Annotated in this window: 20 protein-coding genes; 8 read left to right on the top strand and 12 right to left on the bottom strand. The window is 71.1% G+C overall.

Annotation, left to right across the window (positions count from 1 at the left end; genetic code table 11):
- Nucleotides 1-215 precede the first annotated feature (215 nt).
- The 6 genes from ACWD35_RS30690 to ACWD35_RS30665 all read left to right on the top strand — a co-directional run bounded on the left by ACWD35_RS30690 (nucleotide 216) and on the right by ACWD35_RS30665 (nucleotide 4,197).
- Complete coding sequence (locus ACWD35_RS30690) at nucleotides 216-740, top strand: SAV_915 family protein (protein WP_451354588.1); 525 nt, start codon at nucleotides 216-218, stop codon at nucleotides 738-740.
- Complete coding sequence (locus ACWD35_RS30685) at nucleotides 737-1,039, top strand: DUF6317 family protein (protein WP_451354587.1); 303 nt, start codon at nucleotides 737-739, stop codon at nucleotides 1,037-1,039. Before ACWD35_RS30690 ends, ACWD35_RS30685 begins: the two co-directional genes overlap by 4 nt.
- Complete coding sequence (locus ACWD35_RS30680; RefSeq protein WP_451354586.1) at nucleotides 1,039-2,304, top strand: WXG100 family type VII secretion target; 1,266 nt, start codon at nucleotides 1,039-1,041, stop codon at nucleotides 2,302-2,304. The genes ACWD35_RS30685 and ACWD35_RS30680 overlap by 1 nt, the downstream gene beginning before the upstream one ends.
- A complete protein-coding gene (locus ACWD35_RS30675; protein ID WP_451354585.1) occupies nucleotides 2,282-2,818 on the top strand; it encodes a hypothetical protein in 537 nt (178 codons plus the stop codon). The genes ACWD35_RS30680 and ACWD35_RS30675 overlap by 23 nt, the downstream gene beginning before the upstream one ends.
- Entirely contained in the window at nucleotides 2,815-3,381 is a 567-nt protein-coding gene (locus tag ACWD35_RS30670) for a hypothetical protein (RefSeq protein ID WP_451354584.1), read from the top strand. The genes ACWD35_RS30675 and ACWD35_RS30670 overlap by 4 nt, the downstream gene beginning before the upstream one ends.
- A 150-nt stretch (nucleotides 3,382-3,531) precedes the next feature.
- Nucleotides 3,532-4,197 (top strand): hypothetical protein, encoded by a 666-nt coding sequence (locus tag ACWD35_RS30665; RefSeq protein WP_451354583.1) that lies wholly within the window; start codon nucleotides 3,532-3,534, stop codon nucleotides 4,195-4,197.
- Nucleotides 4,198-4,414: 217 nt separating this feature from the next.
- Here the strand turns inward: ACWD35_RS30665 and ACWD35_RS30660 are convergent, their stop codons facing one another.
- The 11 genes from ACWD35_RS30660 to ACWD35_RS30610 form a co-directional block, all read right to left on the bottom strand.
- Nucleotides 4,415-5,338, bottom strand: coding sequence for a hypothetical protein (locus tag ACWD35_RS30660; protein ID WP_451354582.1), 924 nt, complete (start codon nucleotides 5,336-5,338; stop codon nucleotides 4,415-4,417).
- Nucleotides 5,335-6,753 (bottom strand): phenylacetate--CoA ligase family protein, encoded by a 1,419-nt coding sequence (locus ACWD35_RS30655; RefSeq protein ID WP_451354581.1) that lies wholly within the window; start codon nucleotides 6,751-6,753, stop codon nucleotides 5,335-5,337. Before ACWD35_RS30655 ends, ACWD35_RS30660 begins: the two co-directional genes overlap by 4 nt.
- Before the next feature lie 436 nt (nucleotides 6,754-7,189).
- Nucleotides 7,190-8,740, bottom strand: coding sequence for an NCS1 family nucleobase:cation symporter-1 (locus ACWD35_RS30650; protein ID WP_451354580.1), 1,551 nt, complete (start codon nucleotides 8,738-8,740; stop codon nucleotides 7,190-7,192).
- Nucleotides 8,741-8,924: 184 nt separating this feature from the next.
- Nucleotides 8,925-9,944 (bottom strand): TIGR03842 family LLM class F420-dependent oxidoreductase, encoded by a 1,020-nt coding sequence (locus ACWD35_RS30645; protein WP_451354579.1) that lies wholly within the window; start codon nucleotides 9,942-9,944, stop codon nucleotides 8,925-8,927.
- A gap of 11 nt (nucleotides 9,945-9,955) precedes the next feature.
- The gene (hydA, locus tag ACWD35_RS30640; protein ID WP_451354578.1) at nucleotides 9,956-11,398 is read right to left on the bottom strand and encodes a dihydropyrimidinase; all 1,443 of its coding nucleotides are present in this window, start codon (nucleotides 11,396-11,398) and stop codon (nucleotides 9,956-9,958) included.
- A gap of 25 nt (nucleotides 11,399-11,423) precedes the next feature.
- Nucleotides 11,424-12,266 (bottom strand): nitrilase-related carbon-nitrogen hydrolase, encoded by an 843-nt coding sequence (locus tag ACWD35_RS30635; RefSeq protein WP_451354577.1) that lies wholly within the window; start codon nucleotides 12,264-12,266, stop codon nucleotides 11,424-11,426.
- Between the two features lie 332 nt (nucleotides 12,267-12,598).
- Nucleotides 12,599-14,164, bottom strand: coding sequence for a PucR family transcriptional regulator (locus ACWD35_RS30630; protein WP_451354576.1), 1,566 nt, complete (start codon nucleotides 14,162-14,164; stop codon nucleotides 12,599-12,601).
- Between the two features lie 25 nt (nucleotides 14,165-14,189).
- On the bottom strand, nucleotides 14,190-15,473 hold the full coding sequence (locus ACWD35_RS30625) for an aspartate aminotransferase family protein (protein WP_451354575.1): 1,284 nt from the start codon (nucleotides 15,471-15,473) through the stop codon (nucleotides 14,190-14,192).
- A complete protein-coding gene (locus tag ACWD35_RS30620; protein ID WP_451354574.1) occupies nucleotides 15,470-16,312 on the bottom strand; it encodes a nitrilase-related carbon-nitrogen hydrolase in 843 nt (280 codons plus the stop codon). Before ACWD35_RS30620 ends, ACWD35_RS30625 begins: the two co-directional genes overlap by 4 nt.
- 235 nt (nucleotides 16,313-16,547) lie before the next feature.
- Nucleotides 16,548-18,023 (bottom strand): hypothetical protein, encoded by a 1,476-nt coding sequence (locus ACWD35_RS30615; protein WP_451354573.1) that lies wholly within the window; start codon nucleotides 18,021-18,023, stop codon nucleotides 16,548-16,550.
- A 145-nt stretch (nucleotides 18,024-18,168) separates the two neighbouring features.
- On the bottom strand, nucleotides 18,169-18,420 hold the full coding sequence (locus ACWD35_RS30610) for a helix-turn-helix domain-containing protein (protein ID WP_451354572.1): 252 nt from the start codon (nucleotides 18,418-18,420) through the stop codon (nucleotides 18,169-18,171).
- Nucleotides 18,421-18,482: 62 nt separating this feature from the next.
- Here ACWD35_RS30610 and map point away from each other — a divergent pair, with 62 nt between their 5' ends.
- A complete protein-coding gene (gene map, locus ACWD35_RS30605) occupies nucleotides 18,483-19,259 on the top strand; it encodes a type I methionyl aminopeptidase (RefSeq protein ID WP_451354571.1) in 777 nt (258 codons plus the stop codon).
- A gap of 214 nt (nucleotides 19,260-19,473) precedes the next feature.
- The gene (locus ACWD35_RS30600) at nucleotides 19,474-22,086 is read left to right on the top strand and encodes an ATP-dependent Clp protease ATP-binding subunit (protein WP_451354570.1); all 2,613 of its coding nucleotides are present in this window, start codon (nucleotides 19,474-19,476) and stop codon (nucleotides 22,084-22,086) included.
- A 3-nt stretch (nucleotides 22,087-22,089) separates the two neighbouring features.
- Here ACWD35_RS30600 and ggt read toward each other — a convergent pair whose 3' ends face one another.
- Nucleotides 22,090-23,889: a gamma-glutamyltransferase gene (gene ggt / locus ACWD35_RS30595; protein WP_451354569.1), complete on the bottom strand. Its 1,800-nt coding sequence runs from the start codon at nucleotides 23,887-23,889 to the stop codon at nucleotides 22,090-22,092.
- Nucleotides 23,890-23,949 lie beyond the last annotated feature (60 nt).

Genomic DNA, 23,949 nt, shown 5'->3' with positions numbered 1-23,949 from the left:
GCGGGACCTGCGCGTGCCGCGGCGCGGTCGAGCAAAGGGTCCGCGGCGGATTCAGCAAAGGGTCAAGAGATGCCCAGTCCCCGGCCAAGCAAGCGTATGAGTTCCGCATGCGCCCAGGTCAGCACACCGACATAGCCGGATTTGCGTCCTCGCCCGATGGCTACCGTGGTCGCGCCCATTCGGCCACGCAAGACCACGGGGAAGAGGTGACGGCGATGGGCGCGCCGATACGTTCACGCCTGCTCGATTTCGTAGAGCCGGAGCCGGAGCCGCCCGAAGGGCCCGCTACGGCCGCTCCGACCGGGCAGGCCCCGCAGCCACGCCGCTCGCACCTGCTGGACCTGGTCGACGCGGCACCGCCCCCACGGCCCGAGGGCGACGACCGTCCCGCCCCCAAGCCGGGCGTGCCCGCGTACGACACGCCGGTCTTCGTCCCTGCGCATCCGAGGTCCGTCGCGGCGGCGGACACGCAGGGGCGCCCGGTCCGTGTGCCCTTCGTCGTCTACGAACTCTTCGAGCACCCGGAGGACGGCACCGTGGCCCTCGCCTTCACCACGCCACGAAAGCTGGCGGAGGCGCTCGGCGAGACACAGCCCTGGGTGGCCACCCCGATCGGCCTGCTGGCCGAGAACGTGCGCGAGCGGGGCATGACCGTCGTCCTGGACCCGCGGGTCGCGCCCGGAGGGCACAACTGGCAGCCGGCCGACCTGGCCGCATACGCGCAGGAGGTGCGCCGGTGACGGCCGACTTCAAGGTGATCTACGACGACCTCGCCACCATGGCGAAGACGTTCCACGACCAGGCCACCGACTGGCGCAAGCTGCACGGTGACGTGGCGCCGGCTGTGGTCAGCGGCGGCGACCCCGGGCTGGACCACGCGATCAAGCAGGTCTCCGAGCTGCTCATCGGCCTGCACATCGGCCTCGCGGACAAGCTGGACGACCACGGGGACAAGGTCGCGTACGCGCGGGACTCCTTCCACCGGCACGACGTCGACATCCACGGCGTGTTCGAGGACCTGAAGCTGGAGGAGAGCTGATGGGCGACAGCTGGGTCGGGGGCGACATCGGCGGACTGCGCACGATGGCCGAGACGTACAAGAACGCCAAGGACAAGCTGGACGGCGTCGTCAAACCGCTCACCCGGGTCGTGGACCAGCTGGCGACCGACGCGAGCTGGAAGGGCGAGGCGGCCGACACCTTCCGCGGCGCCTGGACCAAGGATTCGATCACGGCAGGCGCCTTCGCCGTCCTCGTGCACTCCGCGGGCACCATCCTCGGCGACCTCGCCGACGCCCTGAGCACCTGCGAGACCGCCCTGCAGAACGCCGAGCACGTCGCCGCCCGCAACGGTGTGGTGACGGGCGGCAAGGGCGTCCCCGCGCCGACCGTCACCTCCGACGCCGAGCACGCCCACGCCCTGAGCGACTACGAGACGGCCCGGAACGGGATCCTGCACACCGCGCAGCACGCGCGCCTCGCGGCGGCGGACAAGCTGCGGGGGCTGTACCAGCAGGTGACGTCGAAGGACGACTCGGTACCCGACGGAGACAAGATCACACTGGCCGACGCGCTGCGTGGTCTGTACGCCTACGACGCCGAGGACGCCCGCGCCGGCGGGATCGAGGCCCGCAAGCACCTCGACACGGCCAAGGACGAGGCGCGGCTCGCCAAGAAGGAGCTGCGCGCGGAGCGCAGGGCGTACCAGAAGGCGGGCAAGGCGCTGCCGAAGGACCTGCCCGCCAAGACCGCCTACCGTGACGCGATGTCCAAGGTCGAGTCCCTGGAAGGCGACATCGCCCGCGCCGACCACGGCAGCACCAGACTGCCCTACGACCGCCAGCTGAACGTCAAACTGGCCGACGCCGCGGACGCCCTGCGCCTGGGCCGGAGCCTGGAGCGACTGCCGCAGTTCCTCAGGGAGATCCCCGTCCTGGACATCGCCGCCGCCAGCGCCTACGGGCTGCTCGAGGCGAAGGGCGACCACGACGAGGGCTGGTCCTGGCAGCACGCCGTCGTCGTCGACGGCGGCGCCGCCCTGGGCGGCCTGGCCATCGGCGCGGCCGTCACGGCCGCCGCGCCCGTGGAAGGCGCCGTCGCGGTGGCCGCGGTCGGCGTGGGGTCGGCGATACTCGCGGGCGACGTCCTCGACCACGCCTTCCACGAGCACTGGAGCGAGGACATCCACGACCACGGTGTGGTCGGCGGTCTGCTGCACGGAACGGGCAACGTCCTCTCGGCAACCGGGGACGACGTGGTACGACTCAAGGACGACGTCTGGCATGGCATCAAAAGCATCTTCTGAAGCATTCGCGGCCGGCGCCCCCGCCCAGGTCCCGAAGCTGCCCGGGCTCGGCAGGACCTGGTACGCGCGGGGTGCGGCGTACTGGCTGCGCCGAGTCGTCACGAGCGGTCTCTGGCTGCTGCTCCTGGCGTTCATCAGCTACCTGGTGGTCCGGCTCTACGCGTCGTTCCGTGTCGAACTGTCGCCCACCCTGCGCCTGGTGTGGGACTGCGTCCAGGCTGCCGCGTCCTGCGCGGCCGTGGTGTGGGGATGGGTGGTGGCGCGCCGACGGCACGCGAAGGCGCTGCTGGACCCGCCCACTCCCGATCAGTTCCGTGCGGCGCGCCGCGCGCGGACCCGCCGCAACCTCGGTGTGGTCGCGGCCGGGCGCATCGTGTGGCTGATCGTGATGCCCGTCATGCCGTCGGTGTTCGCGTACGCCATCGGCGAGTTCGTCGCGGCCCTGACCGTGCGCGAGTCCGCCGCCGAGGCCGGCGCCCGCCGCTGGCTCGAAGAACGCCGGTCCGGAACGTGACGTCCACCGGGGCACCCGTCGGGATTCCGTCCCTGCCGGGCCTCGGCACCACCTGGTACCGGCGCGGCCCGCGCTACTGGCTGCGCCGCACGGTGAACAGCGTCTTCCTGCTCGCCGTACTGGCCTTCTGCTGCTTCATCGCGCTCTCCCTCTACGCGGGGTTCCGCGACGAGCTTCCGTCCGGAGCGCGGACGGTGTGGGACGCGGTGCAGGTGGCCGGGTCCTGCGCGGCCCTGGTGTGGGGCTGGGTGAAAGGGCGGCGGGACATCCGTGCGGGCCTCCTGGATCCGCCCGCCCCCGGAGAGTTCCGGACCCGCAAGCGCAGGGAGACCAGCCGCGCGGCGGGCCTGGCGTCCGCGGGCCGCATCCTCCTGCTCCTCGCGGCTCCCGTACTGCCGGCCTTCTTCGCCTGGGGCGTCGGCTGGTTCCTCGCCTCACTCACCGTCCGCGAATACCCCAGCGAGGCCGGCGCCCGCCGCCGGCTCCAGGAGCACACCGCCGGAACCCGGGCCGGATCGCCCTCGGCCGCCCTCTCGTGCTGTTCGCACCCGCCCGGAACATAACCGGGCACGACGGGCGCCAATCGGCGGCCTGTGTCACCGCGCAGGCACGCAGCGAGTTTTCCCTTCCGCCCCACCGGCACTCGTGTGAGACTGTCGTCTCCGTCCACCATGCGGACCCTTCCGTACCCCCTCCCCTACGAGAAGTGAGCCGTGCGTTCCCTTCCTCTGCCGCTCGCCCTCACCGCGCGTCTGACGCCGGTCGCCGTGCTCGCCTGCGCCGGCTGGGCGCTGTCGTCGAGCCCGGCCGCACCGCACGCCGCCGGGCACCGGCCGGCCCCGCAGACGTCCACCGGGTCGGCCCCCGCCCCGTCGTCGACCACGGAGTCCAAGACGTACTCCTCCGCGCCCGCCCCCTGCGCGAGCGTGCCCGTGGGCACGGTCACCGGCCTCGTGCCCGGGGCGAAGGCAGCGGGCAGGGAGATCCCGTCGACGGATCCCTCGCTGCGCCGCACCTGCTCCTGGAACGCGCTCAAGGGCTACGACTACCGGTGGCTCGACGTCTCCTTCGAGCTGGCCTCGTCCGACCAGGAGGCGACGACGGAGTACCAGCAGCGGGTCGCCGAGAAGAGCGGCGGCGGGACCGTACCCGGGCTCGGCGACAGCGCGTACTCCGTCGTGAACCTGACGACGGAGGACAAGCAGCAGACCCGCGAGGGCGTGGTCATGGTGCGCGTCGGCAACGCCCTGGTGATCGTCACCTACAACGGCAGCGACTTCGAGACGAAGAAGGCGCCGGACACCAAGGAGATCAACACGGGCGCCATCAAGGCGGCCCGGAGCGCGGTCGCGGCGCTGAAGGGCGGCGGGTCCGGCTGACCGCCCTCAGGCCCCAGCCCCTCGCCCTGGTCGACGGCATCCCGCCGGTGACCGGCAAGCCCGGCAGTAGTAGTGGCGGGCCAGGGGCAGTAGGCCGGGCATGGTCGTCATGCCCGAGGGAACGCCGTCCTGATCTGTCCACCGATCGGCACCGCTCTCTGCCTCGGACCGGACTCATGCCGTTCGAAGAGGCTCGATCCCGAAGGTCCTCGACGGCTCACGGGCGAGTGCGAGGGCCCGCGGTCTCCAGTTCTCCGTGGGCCGGCGCGAGCCGCGCGGGCGGCCGGACATCGACCATGCGCCGCTCCGGGCCGCTCCGCCGCAGCACGAGGTACCCGAAGAACGCGGCCGGACCGAAGAAGATCTGCGCGGGCACGATCTCGGGAAGATGTCCGGTGAGAGCCTCGACCGTGATCGGCGTCAGTGTCGGTGCCAGCGCGCCGAACACGGCGACCAGGCAAAGGGCCAAGGTCAGCCCCTGACGTCCGTACGCCTTGTAGGCCACGGTGGTGAAGAGGGCGTACACCAGGAGATCGCCCATGCCCAGGACGGCACCGAACTCGCCGATGCGCACCCCGGCCGACGGTGCGAAGGCGTAGCCCTGTACAGCGCCGAACAGCTTCTGGGTGAGCGGTACGGCGGTGGCGAAGAAGAGGTCGTACACGGCGAGCGCCAGCGCGAAGCGGGAGACGTACCGCAGCTTCAACCCGCCCTGCGTGTTGAGGTTGGCTGCGCCGATCGCCATCAGCAGGATGACCACACTGTTGATCAGCCAGTACGGCAGGGCGTGGGTGGGATCGTGCTCGGCGCTGCGCGCGGTGAACCAGTCGGCGGCCATCAGGCAGATGATGAGGGACCAGCGCACCAACCCCTGCCGCACGACCGCCCCGTAACCGACACTGAGCCCCCCGGCCAGGGTCAGCCCCAGTACGGGCGGCAACAGCCAGCCCGGAAGGGCAAGATAGAAGAAGGGCAGTGCGATCACGAAGCCCATCATGATGACCATGTCTTTGCCGTTGAAGACGCCGACAGCGGGGCGGGGCAGCGTGACCTTGCGGAAGTAGCCGACCGAGGCGAGTGAGACGCCCAGTGCGATCGTGAGTGTCACGAGGACAGAGAACACGTCTTGTGCGGCGGTCATGCGGCGCCCCCGATGGAGGAGAAGCTGTGCTCGAGCAGATCGCAGCGGTGGCGACGCAGTTGGGCTCCTTCCACCGGTACGACGTCGACCGTGGCATCCATGCCCGCATCGGCGAAGTAACGCGCGATGCCGGTCGTCTCCGGCACTGAGGAGGCGGCCACCGTGACGTGCAGCCGACCGTCCACCACCTCGGCGCGGTAGCGCATCGGCCAGCGCGCGCCGGGCAGCGCATCGAGGACCTCGACGATGTCGCGCGAGGTCACCGGGCCGTCGAAGGTGCGCAGCACATGGTCCGCCTTGCCGAGGATGTGCGAGGTCGCCGGTACGTTCTGCATCTCGCAGTCGAGTGGTGCGTCGGGTAGCCGCCGCACCAGGTCGCGGGTGTCGTACCGGAAGATCGGCATGCACTCCCGGTAGGGGTAGAACGGGGTGGCGACGATCGTGCCGAGTTCTCCGGGCGCGGCCTTCCTTCCGGTGTCGAGATCGCACACCTCCACCAGTCCGACGCCCCCGTCGATGTGGAGATGCCGCTGCCGGCAGACCGCGCCCGCCACCGGCGAGATCTCGGTCATGCCGTAGAGGTCCTCGACGGCGGCGCCGAAGACAGCCTCGGCGGCGGCCGCGAGTGTGGGTGAGAGTACTTCGCTGCCTACGGTGATGCTACGCAGCCGGAAGTCCGCGGGCCCGAGCCCGCGTTCGCGGGCCAGGCGGACCAACTGCCCCAGATAGCTGGGGTAGGTGACCATCAGGGTCGGGGCCGATTCGTCGGTTCCCGCCGTGACGTCCAGCGTCTCGGCGGGAGGTATCAGGCCCACCATCCGGATCGTCGCTCCGGCCATGCGCGCGACCTGCATCTCCGTGTACGCCGTGCCGGTCGCTCGGGAGCTGACGTTGAACTGGATCAGGTCGGTGGTGTGGATGTTGCCGCGCAGTACCTGGGAGAGGGCGACGAGCGCGGGCCACAGGCGTTCCTCGTAGCGGGAGTACCAGACCTCTGTGGGCCGGCCCGTCGTCCCGGTGGTGCGGGATGCGAGAAAGGGCTCGCTGCACAGGAAGTCCCGGGAACGCTTGACCAGGTCGGTCTTGGTGGTGACGGGCACTGTGTCGATGTTCTCGAGGTTCAGTGTGGCCGGGTCGACGCCCGCCGCGGCGAAGTGGTCCGCGTAGAAGGGCGACTTCGCCGCGAGGCGTTTCGCGGTGCGACGCAGAGCCCTGTTCGCAAGGTCGGTGCGCATCTGTGCCTCACCGGCGGCGGCGCCGTGCAGCAACTGTTCGACGTCCTCGCCGGGCGAGCCGAACTCGGCTAGCGTCGCGAGGGCGTCCTCGACGAGCCGCTCGGCGGAACGCACGTTGATCGGGCGGCCGAGCACCATGGCCAGCGCCATCCGGAACTGTCGTATCCCCGCGTCGAACATGGTCCCTTTCCACCCTCACCCCGCCCCCGGCCTCGTCCCCATGGTGGGGTGGGCGACCGTGGCCGCCCACCCCACCCGCGGGTTAGCTGATGCAGAAGCTGAAGAGCACCGCCGTCATCGAACCCATGACGTACTTCGTGTGCTTGAGCGTGGAAACGATCGCAGACATTCGAATACCCCCTGTCTCAGTTCTTAACTGAACCCCCACCAGTCAGCGGAGGCACAACGATGTTCATATGCGCATCATCTGCTGTCAAGGTGTATTGGGTTATTCAGCCTTCAGTCGCCGAACATGCAATTGGCATACGCTTCCTGTGAATTAGCGGAATACATGCGTCACCTTTTCGGCGGTCGATCCGGAGCAGCCGCTCCCACATTTCACAACCGTTGCACCATCACGCGGGAACTCCGGGAACCCGCAGACAGAATCTGTAGTTCAGGCATCCTGGTTCCGCCCGGTGCCGAGGCTGAGCAGCATGTAGAGCAGCACGGCGGAGGCCAGGCCGACCGCCCAGCCGTAGTCGGCCAGGGGCTTGAGGAACGGGATGATGCCGTCGGCGGGGAAGGGGCCCTGCTTGACGCCCTTGACCACGGTCGAGTACGAGCCGCCGACGGCCAGGACACCGCCGATCACGAAGGCGGCCACCGCGCGCAGGTTCCACCCGCCGGTGTACCAGTAGCGGCCGTCGCACTGGTACAACTCCCCCAGCGCCAGGCGGGTACCGCGCACGATCCAGTAGTCGGCGACGAGGATGCCGGCCACCGTGCCGAGCAGGCCGCCGACGAAGCCGAGCCACGTGAAGATGTACACGTGCGGGTTGGCGATCAGCTTCCACGGCATGATCAGGATGCCGACCACGCCGGTGATCAGCGCGCCGGTGCGGAAGCTGACCAGTCGCGGCAGCAAATTCGACAGGTCGTACGCCGGGGAGACGACATTGGCGGCGATGTTCACCGACAAGGTCGCCACCATCACGATCAGCAGCGCGAACAAGGCACCGACGGTGTTGCTCATCTTCGCACTCAGGGCGATCGGATCCCAGATCGGCGCCCCGTAGACGGCCTGGGAGCCGGACGTCACCAGCACCGACAGGATCGCGAACAGTGTCATCGTGGTCGGCAGGCCCAGGGCCTGACCCCACAGCTGGGCGCGCTGGCTGCCGCCGAAGCGCGTGAAGTCGGGGATGTTCAGCGACAGCGTGGACCAGAAGCCGATCATGCCCATCAGAGAGGGGAAGAACACCTTCCAGAAACCGCTCCCCCAACCCAGGCGCGAAGGCTGGTCCAGCAGCGGGCCGAAGCCGCCCGCCTTGGCTGCCATGACCCCCAACAGCACCAGCGCGCCGACGATCACCAGCGGCGCCGCCCAGTTCTCCACCCTGCGCAGCGTCTCCATGCCACGGGTGATGATGGCGACCTCAATCAGCCAGAACACCCCGAACGACAGCCACTGGGTCCACGGCGTGCCCCCGATCGAGCCGGCGTGCAGCCAGCCGTGGCCGAACAGCTTGCCGGCCAGCAGAAAGATGCCCTCCCCGCCGATCCACGTCTGGATTCCGAACCAGCAGCACGCCACCGCCGCCCGCACCATCGCCGGCAGGTTCGCCCCGCGCACCCCGAAGGACGCCCGCGCGAACACCGGGAACGGGATCCCGTACTTGGTGCCGGCATGACCGGTCAGCAGCATCGGCACCAGGACGATCACGTTCGCCAGCGCAATCGTCAGCACTGCCTGCTTCCAATCCATCCCCAGTGCCACCAGCCCCGATGCCAGCGTCCACGACGGGATGCAATGCGCCATTCCCACCCAAAGGGCGAGATAGTTGTAAGTCCCCCACGTCCGGCGCGCGATCGGTACCGGCACCAGGTCCGCGTTGGCGAAACGCGAATCATCCAGCACCGCCGGATCGGACAGCGCGACCCGGCCGTCCGGGTACACCTGCTGCGCAACGGCCGGATCGGCCAGGGTTCTTCCACTGGGGGACATCAGGACCACCTCGTATCGCGAAGACTCATGTGACGATGCGGACTCCGGGAAGCTCGACTCATCCCCGGAAGCGCTTGGCCACGAAGACGGGAAAGGCCGTGCGGGCACCAGCCCCTCCCCGGGACGGCGGGAAGGGGTGACCAGGAGGTGGGGGGTGCGGAGGGGCAGAGGGACGGGGGGTGCGTCAGGCGTTGACGGCGGGGATCACCGTTGCGCCGTAGGCGTCGATGGTCGCCTCCTGCGCGTCGTGCATGTCGTACACCGCGAACTGGTCGACGCCCAGCTCGCGCAGCGCGTGCAGTTTCTCGATGTGCTTCTCGGCCGGGCCGATGAGGCAGAAACGGTCGACGATCTCGTCGGGCACGAACGCGGTGTCGGGGTTGTCGGCGCGTCCGTGGTGGGAGTAGTCGTAGCCCTCGCGGGCCTTGATGTAGTCGGTGAGTTCGTCGGGGACCTGGCCGGAGTGCTCGCCGTACTTGGCGACCAGGTCGGCCACGTGGTTGCCGACCATGCCGCCGAACCACCGGCACTGGTCGCGCGCGTGGGCGAGCGCCTCGGGCGAGTCGTCCGCGGTGACGTAGGCGGGGGCGGCGACGCAGACGGTGATCTCGGACGGGTCGCGGCCCGCGGCCACGGCCGCGTCCTTGACGGCCTTCACCATGTACTCGGTCAGGTACAGGTCGGACAGCTGGAGGATGAACCCGTCGGCCTCCTCACCGGCCATCTTCAGCGCCTTGGGACCGTACGCGGCCATCCACACGGGCAGTTCGGCGCCCGGCTTGATCCACGGGAACCTGACGGCCGTCCCGCCGAGGTCGGCCTCGTGCCCGCTGCCGAGGGCCCGGATGACCTTCATCGCCTCGCTGATCCGCGCGAGGGTATTGGGCTTGCGGCCCGCGACGCGCATCGCGGAGTCACCGCGGCCGATGCCACAGACGGTGCGGTTGCCGAACATGTCGTTGAGGGTGGCGAAGGTGGAGGCGGTGACCTCCCAGGTGCGGGTGCCCGGGTTGGTGACCATCGGGCCGATCTTCAACTTCGTGGTCTGGGCGAGGATCTGACTGTAGATCACGAACGGTTCCTGCCACAGCACGGCGGAGTCGAAGGTCCAGCCGTAGGTGAAGCCGTTGCGCTCGGCCCTCTTCATCAGGCTGATGACGCGGGAGGCAGGGGGGTCGGTCTGCAGGACGAGTCCGAAGTCCATGTGCGCCACTCCTAGTTGAGGTACTGACAGGTGGAGCGGGGGGTGAAGACGCCGTGGCCGGCGCGTCCGGTGTACTCCCGCTCGGTGATGACGGGTTCGCCGCGCGAGAGCACGGTCTCGACCCGGCCGGTCGTCCGCCTGCCCTCGTACGCCGAGTAGTCGACGTTCATGTGGTGTGTCGCGGCGGACATGACCTGCTCGGCGTGCGGGTCGTAGATGACGATGTCGGCGTCCGCGCCGGGCGCGATGGTGCCCTTCGCCGGGTAGAGGCCGAACATCCGGGCCGGGGTGGCGCAGGCGATCTCGATCCAGCGGCGGCGGGAGATGTGCCCGTCGACCACGGCCTGGTGGAGCAGGTCCATGCGGTTCTCCACGCCGGGCAGCCCGTTGGGGATCTTGGAGAAGTCGCCGCGGCCCAGCTCCTTCTGGCCGGTGAAGCAGAACGGGCAGTGGTCGGTGGAGACGACCTGGAGGTCGTTCGTCCTGAGCCCCTGCCAGAGCTTGGCCTGGTGCTCCTTGGGCCTGAGCGGCGTGCTGCACACGTACTTGGCGCCCTCGAAGTCCGGCTCGGCGAGGTTGTCGGTGGACAGGAACAGGTACTGCGGGCAGGTCTCGCCGAAGACGTTCAGCCCTTCGTCGCGTGCCCGCGCCAGTTCCGCCACGGCCTCCATGGCGGAGACGTGCACGACGTACAGGGGCGCCCCGGCGACCTGGGCGAGCCGGATGGCGCGGTGCGTGGCCTCGGCCTCCAGCAGGGCCTTGCGGACCTCGCCGTGGTAGCGGGGGTCGGTCTCGCCGCGGGCGAGGGCCTGTTCGACGAGCACGTCGATCGCGATGCCGTTCTCGGCGTGCATCATGATCAGGCCGCCGTTGTCGGCGGAGCGCTGCATGGCCCGCAGGATCTGGCCGTCGTCGGAGTAGAACACCCCCGGGTAGGCCATGAACTGCTTGAACGAGGTCACGCCCTCCTCGATCAGCAGGTCCATCTCCTTGAGCGTCTCGTCGTTCACATCGGAGACGATCATGTGGAAGGCGTAGTCGATCGCGCAGTTGCCCTCGGCCTTGGCGTGCCAGGTGTCCAGGCCCTCGCGCAGGGTGTGGCCGACGCTCTGCACCGCGAAGTCGACGATGGTGGTCGTGCCGCCCCAGGCGGCGGCGCGGGTGCCGGTCTCGAAGGTGTCGGAGGCGAAGGTGCCGCCGAACGGCAGCTCCATGTGGGTGTGGGCGTCGACGCCGCCCGGGATGACGTACTTCCCGGTGGCGTCGATGACCCTCCCCCACCCTCCGGGCGGGGGTGCCCCCATCTCGCTTCGCTCGGCAATAAACGCCTCGGCGGCGGGGGTGCCGGAGGCGGCGAGGGCGGCGATGCGGCCGTCCTCGATCAGGACGTCGGCGTGGATCTCGTCGGACGCGGTGATGACGAGGCCCCCGCGGATGACGGTACGGCTGCTCATGCTGCTCCCTCGGTCGGCGGTGCGGTCAGGGTGCGGTCAGCGGCGTGTACGCCCCCGGCGCCCGGTCGCGGTAGAACTGCCAGCGGTCGCGGACCTCGCGGAGCTTGGCCAGGTCGAGGTCGCGGACGACGAGTTCGGTCTCCTTGTCGCTCGCGACCTCGCCGACGAACTGGGCCTCCGGGTCCACGAAGTAGGTGGTGCCGTAGAAGTCGTTGTCGCCGAGGTCCTCCACGCCGACCCGGTTGATCGCGCCGACGAAGTACTCGTTGGCGACGGCCGCCGCCGGCTGCTCCAGCTGCCACAGGTAGCGGGAGAGTCCCCGCGAGGTCGCCGAGGGGTTGAAGACGAGCTCGGCGCCGGCGAGGCCCAACGCCCGCCAGCCCTCCGGGAAGTGGCGGTCGTAGCAGATGTACACACCGATCCGGCCGACGGCCGTGTCGAAGACGGGCCAGCCGCTGTTGCCGGGGCGGAAGTAGAACTTCTCCCAGAATCCCTGGACTTGGGGGATGTGGGTCTTGCGGTACTTGCCGAGGTAGGTGCCGTCCGCGTCGATCACCGCGGCGGTGTTGTACAGGACGCCCGGCTGCTCCTCCTCGTACATGGGCAGGACCAGGACGATGCCCAGTTCCCGCGCGAGCGCCTGGAAGCGCTGGACGGTCGGGCCGTCCGGGATCCGCTCGGCGTACTCGTAGAAGGCCTTGTCCTGCACCTGGCAGAAGTAGGGGCCGTAGAACAGCTCCTGGAAGCACAGGACTTGGGCGCCCTGCGCGGCGGCGTCGCGGGCCGCCTGCTCGTGCACCCGGATCATCGACTCCTTGTCGCCGGTCCAGGCGGTCTGGAAGAGGGCGGCACGGATCACTCGGCTCATCGGGACCTCCGGTCGCTCGGTGTGCTGGGGCGGGCGTCGGAGGTCGCGTCGTCCGCCCGAAGGGCGGGGCGGGCGGCGTCCGGTGCGTGCTCTCGGCGTGCCGGGCGCGAGCCCACGTACTGGACGTACTTGGGCTTGCGTCCGGTGCGGCGAGAGTGCGTGCAGGGCGTCGCCCGGCAGACGGGACCTCCGACGCCCGCCCCAAGAGCCTAGAAAGCCCCGATGGCCGGTTTGAGTTGCAGCGTGTCACGTCTGCGGGCGGTCGGCGTGCCACCGTGTCACGCGCGTACGGTCCCATGTTTCACCGCCGTTTTTCCAGGTCGTTGTATGTTTCACCCCTGTTGCGCGTCGTGCGCGAGGAGCGCGATGTGCACGGAGGCCGCCTGTTCGAAGTCGTCCAGGTCGACGCCGAGGCGGGCCTGTATGGCCTCCAGGCGGCGGTAGAGCGCGGGCCGGGAGACGTGGTGGAGCTGCGCGGTGCGGGACTTGTTGCGGCCGGTCGCCAGGTAGGTGCGCAGCACGTTCAGCAGCTCCGGCTCGGCGCCGCGCAGCAGTCCGGCCAGCTCCCGTTCGGCGAAGGACTGCACCTGCGGGTCGTCGCGCAGCAGCCGGATCAGCCCGCGCAGATGCACGTCCTTCAGGCGGACGACGGCCGGCAGGTCGAGGGCCGCGGCGGAGTCGGCGACGGCGTCGGCGACATGCCGGGCCTCGCGCAGCCCGGCGGGCACCTCGTCCCAGGCGGTGCGCGGATCGGCGGCGGCGACCACGGCGGCGGGCCGCGCGGTCTCGGTGCGCAGCCGGGCCGCGAAGTGCGCGGTCAGCGCCTCGGCGTGCTGGTCGCGGGCGAGGCTGAGCAGCACGGCGGTGGCCCCGTCGGCCAGCTCGGCGACGAGCCCGGACAGCCCCAACATCCGTAGCACCCTGTCGAGTTGACCGAGATCCCCGTCGGGTACGACGAGCGGGACGAAGGTCCGCCGGTTGACCGGCAGCCCGGCCGCCCGCGCCCGTGGCAGCAGCTGCCGGGCCGGTACGGCACCGGAGACGAGGTCGGTCAGCAGGCTCTGCGCGGACTGCTCCTCCCAGGTCCGCGCGGAGCCGCCGCCGAGCATGCGGTGCAGGACCAGCGCCTCGGCGGCCCGGTCGGCGAGCAGCCGCCCGGCGGCCGGGTCACCCCGGTACCCGCACAGTAGGATCCGGCCCCAGCGCTCACCGCGCCCGCCCAGCTCGGCGCGGATCCAGCCGTCGCCCGCGCTGCCGCCGGCCTGCCGGGCGATCCGCTCCCAGTCCCGCAGCACGTCGTCCACCGCCGACCGCTCCCCCGCCGTGGCGAGGACGCGGTGCGCGAGGTTGGTGACGACGACCGGACAGCCGCTGTGCACGGCGACTTCGTCGAGGAGCCGCTGGAGGGGGGCGCCGGCCGTGATGAGGCCGGTGAGCGCGGTACGGACCGACTCCGAAAGGCTGACGGCGGCGAACTTCTGACGTACCAGCCGGGACTGGACCTCCTCCGTCAACTCGGCGAAGGGAAAGGGGCGGTGGAGGACCACCATGGGCAGGCCGCAGCGGTCCGCCGCGCGGCGCATCGCGTCCGGGGGCGCGGGGAAGGCACGGCCGAGGCCGAGGACGACCGCGGCGGCCTCGGCCCGGTACAACGACTGGATGTACTCGGCCTGTTTGCTCTCGTCACCGGCGAGCAGCACGCCGGTGGTGAGCACCATCTCGCCACCGCTGAGCATCACCCCGACATCGGCGGCCTCGGCGACGTGCACCCAGCGCACCGGCCGGTCGAGCTGACCGGCACCGGCCACCACCTCGGGCTCCCCGGCGAGCACCCGCTCCAGGGTGAGGACCTGGCGGACCGAGAGGGCGGAATGCGGGGACTCCGAGATGATGGTCATGGCCGTATCCCTTGCTCGGGCGGTGCTAGTACGTGCTCCTCAGCGCGTGTTCGAGGATCGCCGCGCCCTCCTCCGCCTCCGCGACGGTCAGCGTGAGCGGCGGGGCGATGCGCAGGGCGCTGGTGTTGTGGCCGCCGCCCTTGCCGATGAGCAGTCCGCCCGCGCGGGCCGCCTCCAGCACGGCGGCGGCTCCCTGCGGATCGGCCTCGTCCGTGCCGGGCTTGACCAGTTCGATGCCGATCATCAGGCCCCGTCCGCGTACTTCGCGGACGCCGGGCAGCTGGGCGGCGACGGCGCGCAGCCGCTCGATGAGCAGCCCGCCGACCCGGCGCGCGTTGCCCTGGAGGTCGTGTTCCACGAGGTAGGCGACGTTGGCGAGGCCGGCGGCCATGGTGATCTGGGTGCCGCCGAACGTCGAGATGCTGTTGGCGTCCAGGCAGTTCATGATCTCGCCGCGGGCGATCACACCGCCGACGGACATACCGTTGCCGATGCCCTTGGCGAAGGTGACGAGGTCCGGCGGGCCGCTCTGGGCATGGGCCTGCCAGCCCCAGAAATGGTCGCCGGTGCGGCCCCAGCCGGTCTGCACCTCGTCGGCGATCCACAGGATCCCGTGTGCGTTCAGCACGTCACGGAAGGCCGCATACAGTCCGTCGGGCGGGGACGTGAAGCCGCCGACACCCTGGATGGGCTCGGCGATCAGCGCGGCGGGCGGCCGGCCCTGCCCGAGGACGTCCTTCAGGTCCGCGACACAGGCGTCGATGAAGGCACGGTCGTCCAGCTCGGCGAACGGGCCCCGGCTGCGGACGCCTCCGTGGACGTACAGCGTCTGCAGCGGGGACAGGGAGGTCGGGGACCAGCCGCGGTTGCCGGTGATGCCGACCGTGCTGAAGGAGCGGCCGTGGTAGCTGTTGCGCATGGCCAGGACGGTGTTGCTGCCGCGGTAGGCGGTGGCGAGCAGCAGGGCGGTGTCGTTGGCCTCGGTACCGGAGGTGGTGAAGAACACCCGGGCGTCCGGGATGCCGCTCAACTTGGCGATGCGCTCGGCGAGTTCGACCATCGGCCGGTTGAGGTAGAGGGTCGAGGAGTGCAGGATGCGGCCGGCCTGCTCGCTGACCGCCTTGGTCACCTCGGGCAGGGCGTGCGCGGTCATCGTGGTGAGGATGCCGCCGAAGAAGTCCAGGTACTTGTTGCCGGCCGAGTCCCAGACGTGGCGGCCCTCGCCATGGGTGATCTCCAGCGGCTCGTCGTAGTAGAGGGCGAGCCAGTCGGGCATGACCTGGCGGTGGCGGCTGTAGAGGTCGTTCACGGCTGCACCAGCCCTTCGTAGGCGTCGGGGCGGCGGTCGCGGTAGAACGCCCACTGCTGCCGGACTTCCTCGATGACGCCGAAGTCCAGGTCGCGGACGAGGAGTTCCTCCGTCTTGTCATTGGCCGTCCCGCCGACCATCCGGCCACGCGGGTCGACGAAGTAGCTCGTGCCGTAGAAGTCGTTGTCGCCGTACTCCTCCTGGCCGACCCGGTTGATGGCGGCGACGAAGTACTCGTTGGCCACGGCCGCCGCGGGCTGCTCCAGCTGCCAGAGGTGGGCGGACAGGCCGCGGTGGGTGGCGGACGGGTTGTAGACCAACTGGGCGCCGTTGAGGCCGAGTTGCCGCCAGCCCTCCGGGAAGTGGCGGTCGTAGCAGATGTAGACGCCGACCTTGCCCACGGCGGTGTCGAAGACGGGCCAGCCGAGGTTGCCGGGGCGGAAGTAGTACTTCTCCCAGAAGCCCTTGACCTGCGGGATGTGGTGCTTCCTGTACTTGCCGAGGTAGCTGCCGTCGGCGTCGATCACGGCGGCGGTGTTGTAGTAGAAGCCGGACTGCTCGACCTCGAAGACCGGTGCGACGACCACCATGCCGGTCTCGCGGGCGAGGTCCCGCATCCGGCGGACGGTCGGCCCGTCGGGCACCGGCTCGGCCCAGCGGTAGTGCTCCGGCTCCTGGACCTGGCAGAAGTAGGGCGCGTTGAAGACCTCCTGAAAGCCGATGATCTTCGCACCCCGGCGGGCCGCCTCGCGGGCGTGCTCCTCGTGTTTCGCCACCATGGACTCGGTGTCGCCGGTCCAGGTGGCCTGGACCAGTGCGGCACGTACGACGTTGGCCATGAGCTGCTCCTTCGACGCGATGTCCGAGCGTCTACGCGCGTGTACGCCGACGGTAGAGGGCAAATTCCCCGCTGGGAAGGACGCCCGCCCACTCGATCGAGTGAACCGCTTTCGAGCCACCACGAGAACCGGGCGTGCGCGGTTTTCTCCTCGCCGCCCTGCGCAACCGGCCCGCTCGATGCCGAGCGGGCCGGTCAGGCGGCGTGCAGGGCCGGTCAGGCGACGTGCACCTCGGTCAGGCGGCGAACCCCGCGACTCGTAAAGCGTGCACCAGATCCCAGTACCGCTCCTGCGAGACCCCCTGAGCGGCCTTCAGCAGCAGCGGCACCAGCCGCCGGGGGTCGGCGGCGACGCTGCCGGCGGCCTCCTCGGGGGTGCGGACGCGGACGTAGGCGTCCAGCAGGGCCCCTACCTCGCGGTCCCGGCCCGCCGTGTCCAGCCCGAGCACGGCGGCGCCTATCTCCGCGGCCGGCCGCGCGACGCCCTGCCGCAGGATCTGCTGCCCGTCATCGGCCCGGCCGGCCGCCTCCAGTGCGTCGGCGGCGGCGACGAGCCGCTCGGCGGGCAGCGAGGCGGCCTCCCACAGCAGCGTGGCCCAGTCCGCGCCGAGCCCGGCGCGCCGCAAGGCGTCCGCGAGCAGCGGGAAGCGGGCGGGCGGCCACTGCGTGGCCTCGACCATCAGGGCATGCGCTTCCCCGGTACGCCCCTCGGCCCTGAGCCGCACCAGCCGCTCGACGGCCTCGGCCACGGCCGCCTGCCCCCCGCCGTCGGCCTCCTCCACGCGGGGCTCCGCCCGCTCGGCCGACTCCCCCGCCCAGGCGAACCGGGCCCCTCGGGGGACACGCCGGCGGGCGGAGGCGTCGGGCGCGGCCGGATCCGGCGTCTGGGGTACGGCGCCGGGCGCGCCGCCGTCCTCGGTGGCCCCGGCGAACCGGGCACTGCCACGGCGCCGCTTGCGGACTTTACCGGACGCCTCGGAAGCGATGGGTGCGGCGGGCGCGGGGGCCTGGGCGGGCACAGTGGGCTGGGTGGGCTGGGTGCGCTGTGCGGACTGAGCGGGCTGAGCGGGCTGAGCGGGCTGAGCGGGCAGTGCCGACCGAGCCGGCTGAGACGTCTGTGAGTCCTCGGCGGTTCGGAGCGTCCGGGCGAGGGGGCCGGCGGCGGACGAGCCTCCCCCTGCCGGCGCGTCTCCCCCGTCCCGGTCGGTCTTCTCCAACCTGGCCATGCGTGACCGGAGTTCGGCGCAGCGGGCGGTCGCCCGTTCGTGGTCGTCGCGGGCCCAGGCGAGGTCGAGGTGGAGGGACTGGGCCTCCTCGCGGGTGGCCGCGGTGACCATGAGGCGGCCGAGTTCCGCCTGGCGCTCGGCGGCGTACCGCTGCTCGCGGAGCATGACGTCGAGGCGGTCGCCGAGGGAGTCACGGGCGCCGGGCCGGGCGTCGTACGCGCTGAGCGCCGCGGCGTGCAGGGCGCGCGCCCTCTTCTTCTCGGCCGTCGCCGCAGCAGGGCCGTGTTCCGCGGCGAGGTCCTGCAGCAGGGCCTCCACGACGTCCCACGGCGGCACCTCCCGCCCGTCACGGCAGGCCTGCATGCCCTCCGGATCGCGTTGCCAGAAGACCCCGGACCAGCCGCCGCCCGGGTCCAGGCGTGCCAGGAGGCCGTTCAGGTAGCTCGCGAACTCCCGCACCTGCCCGGGGAGTTGATTCACAGCCATCGTCCGACTCCCGCCCGCCTGCCAGCACTCGGGTGGTAGGCAACACCAGCTGTGTTACGACTCTGCTACGCAGAGTTTTCCAGGAGAGTGCCGTCAGCTCATCACTTGCCCTCGGCCGCTGCGCGCACCGATGGGCGGGGCGGGGTCAGACGGCCAGCAGTGCACAGCGGGCGACCAGGTCGTCCATGGACAGCCCGAGCACGCCGGTCAGCGCGGCCACCGTGAAGAAGGCCGGCGTCGGGGCCCGTCCGGTCTCGATCTTGCGCAGGGTCTCGGCGGACACGCCCGCCTCCGCCGCGACCTCGGCCATGCTGCGTGCGCCGCGCGCCTCGCGCAGCAACCGCCCGAGCCGCTCGCCGCGTTCACGCTCTTCAGGGGTGAGAGGGGTGCGCACCATGCCGCCCATTCTAATACCGCCCCCACCCTGCCCCCAATTCAAATACCGGTATAGTAATTGGCATGGTGGAACTGAAGACGGACACTTCTGTCGACGCGATGCACGCGGCGGGCCAGGTCGTCGGGCGGGCCCTGACGGCCGTACGGCAGGCCGCGGACGTCGGCGTCAGCCTGCTGGAGCTGGACGGGGTGGCACGGGAGGTGCTGCGGGAGGCCGGGGCGTCCTCACCCTTCCTCGGCTACCGCCCCTCGTTCGCCCCGACCCCGTTCCCGGCGGTGATCTGCGCCTCGGTCAACGACGCGATCGTGCACGGCGTCCCGGACCCCTACCGCCTGCGCGACGGCGACCTGGTCTCCATCGACTGCGGCGCCGAGCTGGACGGCTGGGTGGGCGACTCGGCGATCAGCTTCGTTGTGGGCCGCCCGCGCGCCGCCGACCTCCGCCTGATCGACACCGCCGAGCGGGCGCTGCGGGCCGGTGTCGAGGCGGCCGTCGTCGGCAACCGCATCGGCGACATCGCGCACGCCGTCGGCCGGGTGTGCCGTACGGCCGGCTACGGCATCCCGCAGGGCTTCGGCGGGCACGGGGTGGGCCGCCGCATGCACGAGGACCCGGAGGTCCCCAACGAGGGCCGCCCCGGCCGCGGCCTCCCCCTGCGCCACGGCATGGTCCTCGCGATCGAGCCGATGCTGATCGCGAGCGGCAAGGACGACTACTACGAGGCGGCCGACGGCTGGACACTGCGGACAAGCGACGGCTCCCGAGCGGCCCACGTGGAGCACACGGTGGCGATCACAGAGGACGGTCCCAGGATTCTTACGGCAAGGGCAGGGCTCTGAGGGGCGCGGGGCTGTATCGATATGCGGCTCCGCCGCGTGGGCGTGACCAACCACGAACAACCGGCAGCCGCCGCACACGAGGAGGTACCACCCCCGTAGGCGAACATGCCCCCACCCCCACTTCGTGTCATCGTGGCAACAGCGGGCTCTCACCGGTTGACCCGGCGGGAGCCAACCGGCGGAGCCAGTCGTCTGCTGCGAAGGATGCGAAACCATGACCAGCGGCTACCCAGGCCCGGAGGGCGACCCCTTCGGAGAGTTCTTCGCCCGCTTCTTCGGCGGAACCGGCGGAGCCCCCGGCGGAGCCGGCCGCCCCCGCCACATCGACATCGGCCGACTCCTCAGCCAGCCCGCCCGGGAGCTGGTCAGAGGGGCCGCGCTGTACGCCGTCGAGCACGGCAGCCGGGACCTGGACACCCAGCACCTGCTGCGCGCGGCCCTGTCGGCCGAGCCCACCCGGAGCCTGCTGAGCCGGTCCGGCGCGGACCCGGACTCACTCGCGACGGAGATCGACCACCGGGCGGGTCCGGTGCAGCACGCCCCGGGCGAGGGGCCGCCGCCGACCTCGCTGTCGCTCACCCCGGCCGTCAAGCGGGCCCTGCTGGACGCGCACGACCTGGCGCGGTCGACCGGGGCCGGGTACATCGGCCCGGAGCACGTGCTGAGCGCGCTGGCCGCGAACCCGGACTCGGCCGCCGGGCACATCCTGCACGCGGCCCGGTTCTCGGCCGCACCCCTGCCGACCGAGGTCCCGGAGACCGCCCAGGCCCGCCCGGAGCGGCAGCGGGCCACCGGCACGCCCACCCTGGACAAGTACGGCCGCGACCTGACCGAACAGGCCCGGGAAGGACGTATCGACCCGGTGATCGGCCGCGAAACGGAGATCGAGCAGACCATCGAGGTGCTGTCCCGGCGCGGGAAGAACAACCCGGTGCTGATCGGTGACGCCGGTGTCGGCAAGACGGCCATCGTCGAGGGGCTCGCGCAGCGCATCGCCGACGGGGACGTACCGGACGTGCTGGCCGGGCGGCGCGTGTTCGCGCTGGACCTGACCGGGGTCGTCGCGGGCACCCGCTACCGGGGCGATTTCGAGGAGCGCCTGAACAACATCGTGGAGGAGATCCGCTCCCACTCCGACAAGCTGATCGTCTTCATCGACGAGCTGCACACCGTCGTCGGCGCCGGTGGGGGCGGCGAGGGCGGCGCGATGGACGCGGGGAACATCCTCAAGCCCCCGCTCGCCCGCGGCGAGCTGCACATCGTGGGCGCGACCACGCTGGAGGAGTTCCGGCGGATCGAGAAGGACGCGGCGCTGGCCCGCCGGTTCCAGCCGGTCCTGGTGCCCGAGCCGACCGTCGAGGACACGATCGAGATCCTGCGCGGCCTGCGCGACCGGTACGAGGCCCACCACCAGGTCCGCTACACCGACGAGGCGCTGATGGCAGCCGTGGAGCTGTCCGACCGCTATCTCACCGACCGCCGGCTGCCGGACAAGGCGATCGACCTGATCGACCAGGCGGGCGCCCGGGTACGGCTCGGTGCCCGCACCAAGGGCTCGGACGTACGCACGATGGAGCGCGAGCTCGAGCAGCTCGTCCGGGACAAGGACCAGGCGGTCTCCGACGAACAGTACGAGCAGGCCATGCAGTTGCGCGACCGGATCGGCGCGCTGAAGCAGCGGATCACGGAGGCGAGCGGCGAGGACCAGGCCGACGAGGGCCAGGACCTGGAGGTGACGGCGGAGGCCATCGCCGAGGTGGTCTCCCGGCAGACCGGCATCCCGGTCAGCCGCCTCACCCAGGAGGAGAAGGAGCGGCTGCTCGGCCTGGAGGATCACCTGCACAAGCGGGTGGTCGGCCAGGAGGAGGCCGTCGCCGTGGTGGCCGAGGCCGTGCTGCGCTCCCGGGCGGGGCTCGCGAGCCCGGACCGGCCGATCGGCAGCTTCCTCTTCCTCGGCCCGACCGGCGTCGGCAAGACCGAGCTGGCCCGCGCGCTCGCCGAGGTGCTGTTCGGCAGCGAGGACCGCATGGTCCGCCTCGACATGAGCGAGTACCAGGAGCGGCACACCGTCTCCCGCCTGGTCGGCGCCCCGCCCGGGTACGTCGGCCACGAGGAGGCGGGCCAGCTCACCGAGGTGGTGCGCCGGTTCCCGTACTCGCTGCTGTTGCTGGACGAGGTGGAGAAGGCCCATCCGGACGTCTTCAACATCCTGCTCCAGGTGCTGGACGACGGACGCCTCACCGACTCGCAGGGCCGGACGGTGGACTTCACCAACACGGTCATCGTGATGACCAGCAACCTCGGTTCCGAGGCGATCACGCGGCGCGGTGCCGGGGTTGGCTTCGGGGCGGGCAGCGCGGAGGCCGACGAGGAGGCGCGGCGCGAGCGGATCCTGCGCCCGCTGCGCGAGCACTTCCGGCCGGAGTTCCTCAACCGCATCGACGAGATCGTCGCCTTCCGCCAGCTGACGGGCGAGCAACTGCGGCAGATCACCGATCTGTTGCTGGAGCGCACCCGCCGGCTGCTGGAGGGGCAGGACGTCACCGTCGAGTTCACGGACGCGGCCGTCGACTGGATCGCCGAGCGCGGCTACCAGCCGGAGTACGGCGCCCGCCCGCTGCGCCGCACCATCCAGCGGGAGGTGGACAACCAGCTGTCCCGGCTGCTGCTGAACGGCACGATCACGGAGGGCGGCCGGGTCACGGTGGACGCGACGGAGGGGCGGCTGGACTTCCGGGCGCAGGGCGGCACGACGGCAGCCCGGCCGACGGACGGCACCGACGTCGCAGACGGCCCCGAAGAGGGGCCGCCTGCCGCGGAGTTGTGAGTGTTACGGCGCCGGGTCCACCACCATCGCCGAACCGCCGCCGCGCCGTACCTTCTCGGCGGCGGCCAGCCACCGGCCGTCCGGCAGCCGTTGGACGCCGGTGGCCGCGCCGATCTCGGGGTTGAGCTTGAAGCTGTGCCCGATGGCCGCCAGCTGGGTCTTCAAGTCGCTGTTGTAGAGGGCGGGTTCGAGTTCGGTCTGGGCCGCGTTGCGCTGGCTGGCGCGCGGTGCGGCGATGGCGTCGACGAGCGGCAGGTGCCGGTCGAGGAACTCGGTGAGGGTCTGCAGCACGGTGGTGATGATGGTCGCGCCGCCGGGCGAGCCGAGCGCCACGACCGGCCTGCCGTCCCGGTCCAGGACGATCGTCGGCGAGATGGACGAGCGCGGACGCTTGCCCGGGCCGGGCAGGTTCGGGTCGTGCACGGCGGGGTTCGCCGGGGCGAAGGAGAAGTCGGTCAGCTCGTTGTTGAGCAGGAAGCCCCGGCCGGGGACGGTGATGCCGCTGCCGCCGGTCTGCTCGATGGTGAGCGTGTAGGAGACGACGTCGCCCCACTTGTCGGCGACGGTCAGGTGCGTGGTGTTCTCACCCTCGTACGTCGTCGGCGCCGCGGTTCCGCCCTCGCCGCAGGCCGCCGGGTGGCGCGGGTCGCCCGGGGCGAGCGGGCTGGTGAGGACCGCGTCGTCCTTGATCAGGCAGGCGCGCGAGTCGGCGTAACCCTGCGACAGCAGCTGCTTCGTCGGTACGTCCTCGAAGGCGGGGTCGCCGAGCCAGCGGCCCCGGTCGGCGAAGGCGATCCGGCTGGCCTCGATGAAGTGGTGCAGGTACTGCACCTCGCTCGCCTTCGAAAGGTCCGTGTTCTCCAGGATGTTGAGCGCCTCGCCGACCGTGGTGCCGCCGGAGGAGGAGGGGGCGATGGAGTACACGCTCAGGCCGCGGTACGTCGTCCGGGTGGGGCTCTGCAGTTTGGCCCGGTAGGCGGCGAGGTCGTCCTCGGACAGTTTGCCGGGGCGGGCGTTCCAGCCCGAGTCCGGGTCCACGGGCGGCTTGTCGACCGTGTCGACGATGTCCTCGCCGAGGTCGCCGTCGTAGAGGGCGTCGGTGCCCTCGCGGCCCAGTTCCTGGTAGGTGCGGGCCAGATCGGGGTTCTTGAAGGTGGAGCCGACGGCGGGGAGCTGCCCGCCCGGCAGGAACAGCTCGGCGGTGTCGGGGAAGTAGCGGAAGCGGGTCTCGTTGGCCGCGGTCTGCGCGCGGAAGGTGTCGTCCACGGTGAAGCCGTCGCGGGCGATCCGCTCGGCTGGCCTGAGGACCGTGGCGAGGCTCCTGCTGCCCCACTCGTCCAGTGCCGTCTGCCAGGTGGCGGGCGTGCCCGGGGTGCCAACGCTCAGGCCGCTGCTGACGGCGTCGGCGAAGGCGAGCGGCTTGCCGTTCTCCTGGAACAGGTGGGAGTCGGCGGTCAGCGGGGCGGTCTCGCGGCCGTCGATGGTGTGCACCGTACGGGACTTGGCGTCGTAATAGACGAAGTAGCCGCCTCCGCCGATGCCGGAGGAGTAGGGCTCGGTGACGCCGAGCGCGGCGGCCGTGGCGACGGCCGCGTCGACCGCGTTGCCGCCCTTCCTGAGCACTTCGATGCCGGCCGCGGAGGCGTCCGCGTCGACGCTCGCGACCGCTCCTCCGTAACCGACGGCGACCGGAACCTTCGTGATCTGATCACTGGTCGCGGCGGGCGGCGCCGCGGCTCCCACCGACACCACCGCGGCCGAGACCGCCACCACCGCGAGTCTTCGTGCTGCCCGACGACGCATCCGCACCTCCAGTCGAGAACCTTCACGAATCTTTCCCTCTGCATGCCCTCGCCACCACCT

This window comes from Streptomyces sp. NPDC002671, assembly GCF_053592475.1.
The sequence above is the reverse complement of the archived record's forward strand: the minus strand, read 5'-3'. Positions and strand labels throughout refer to the sequence as shown.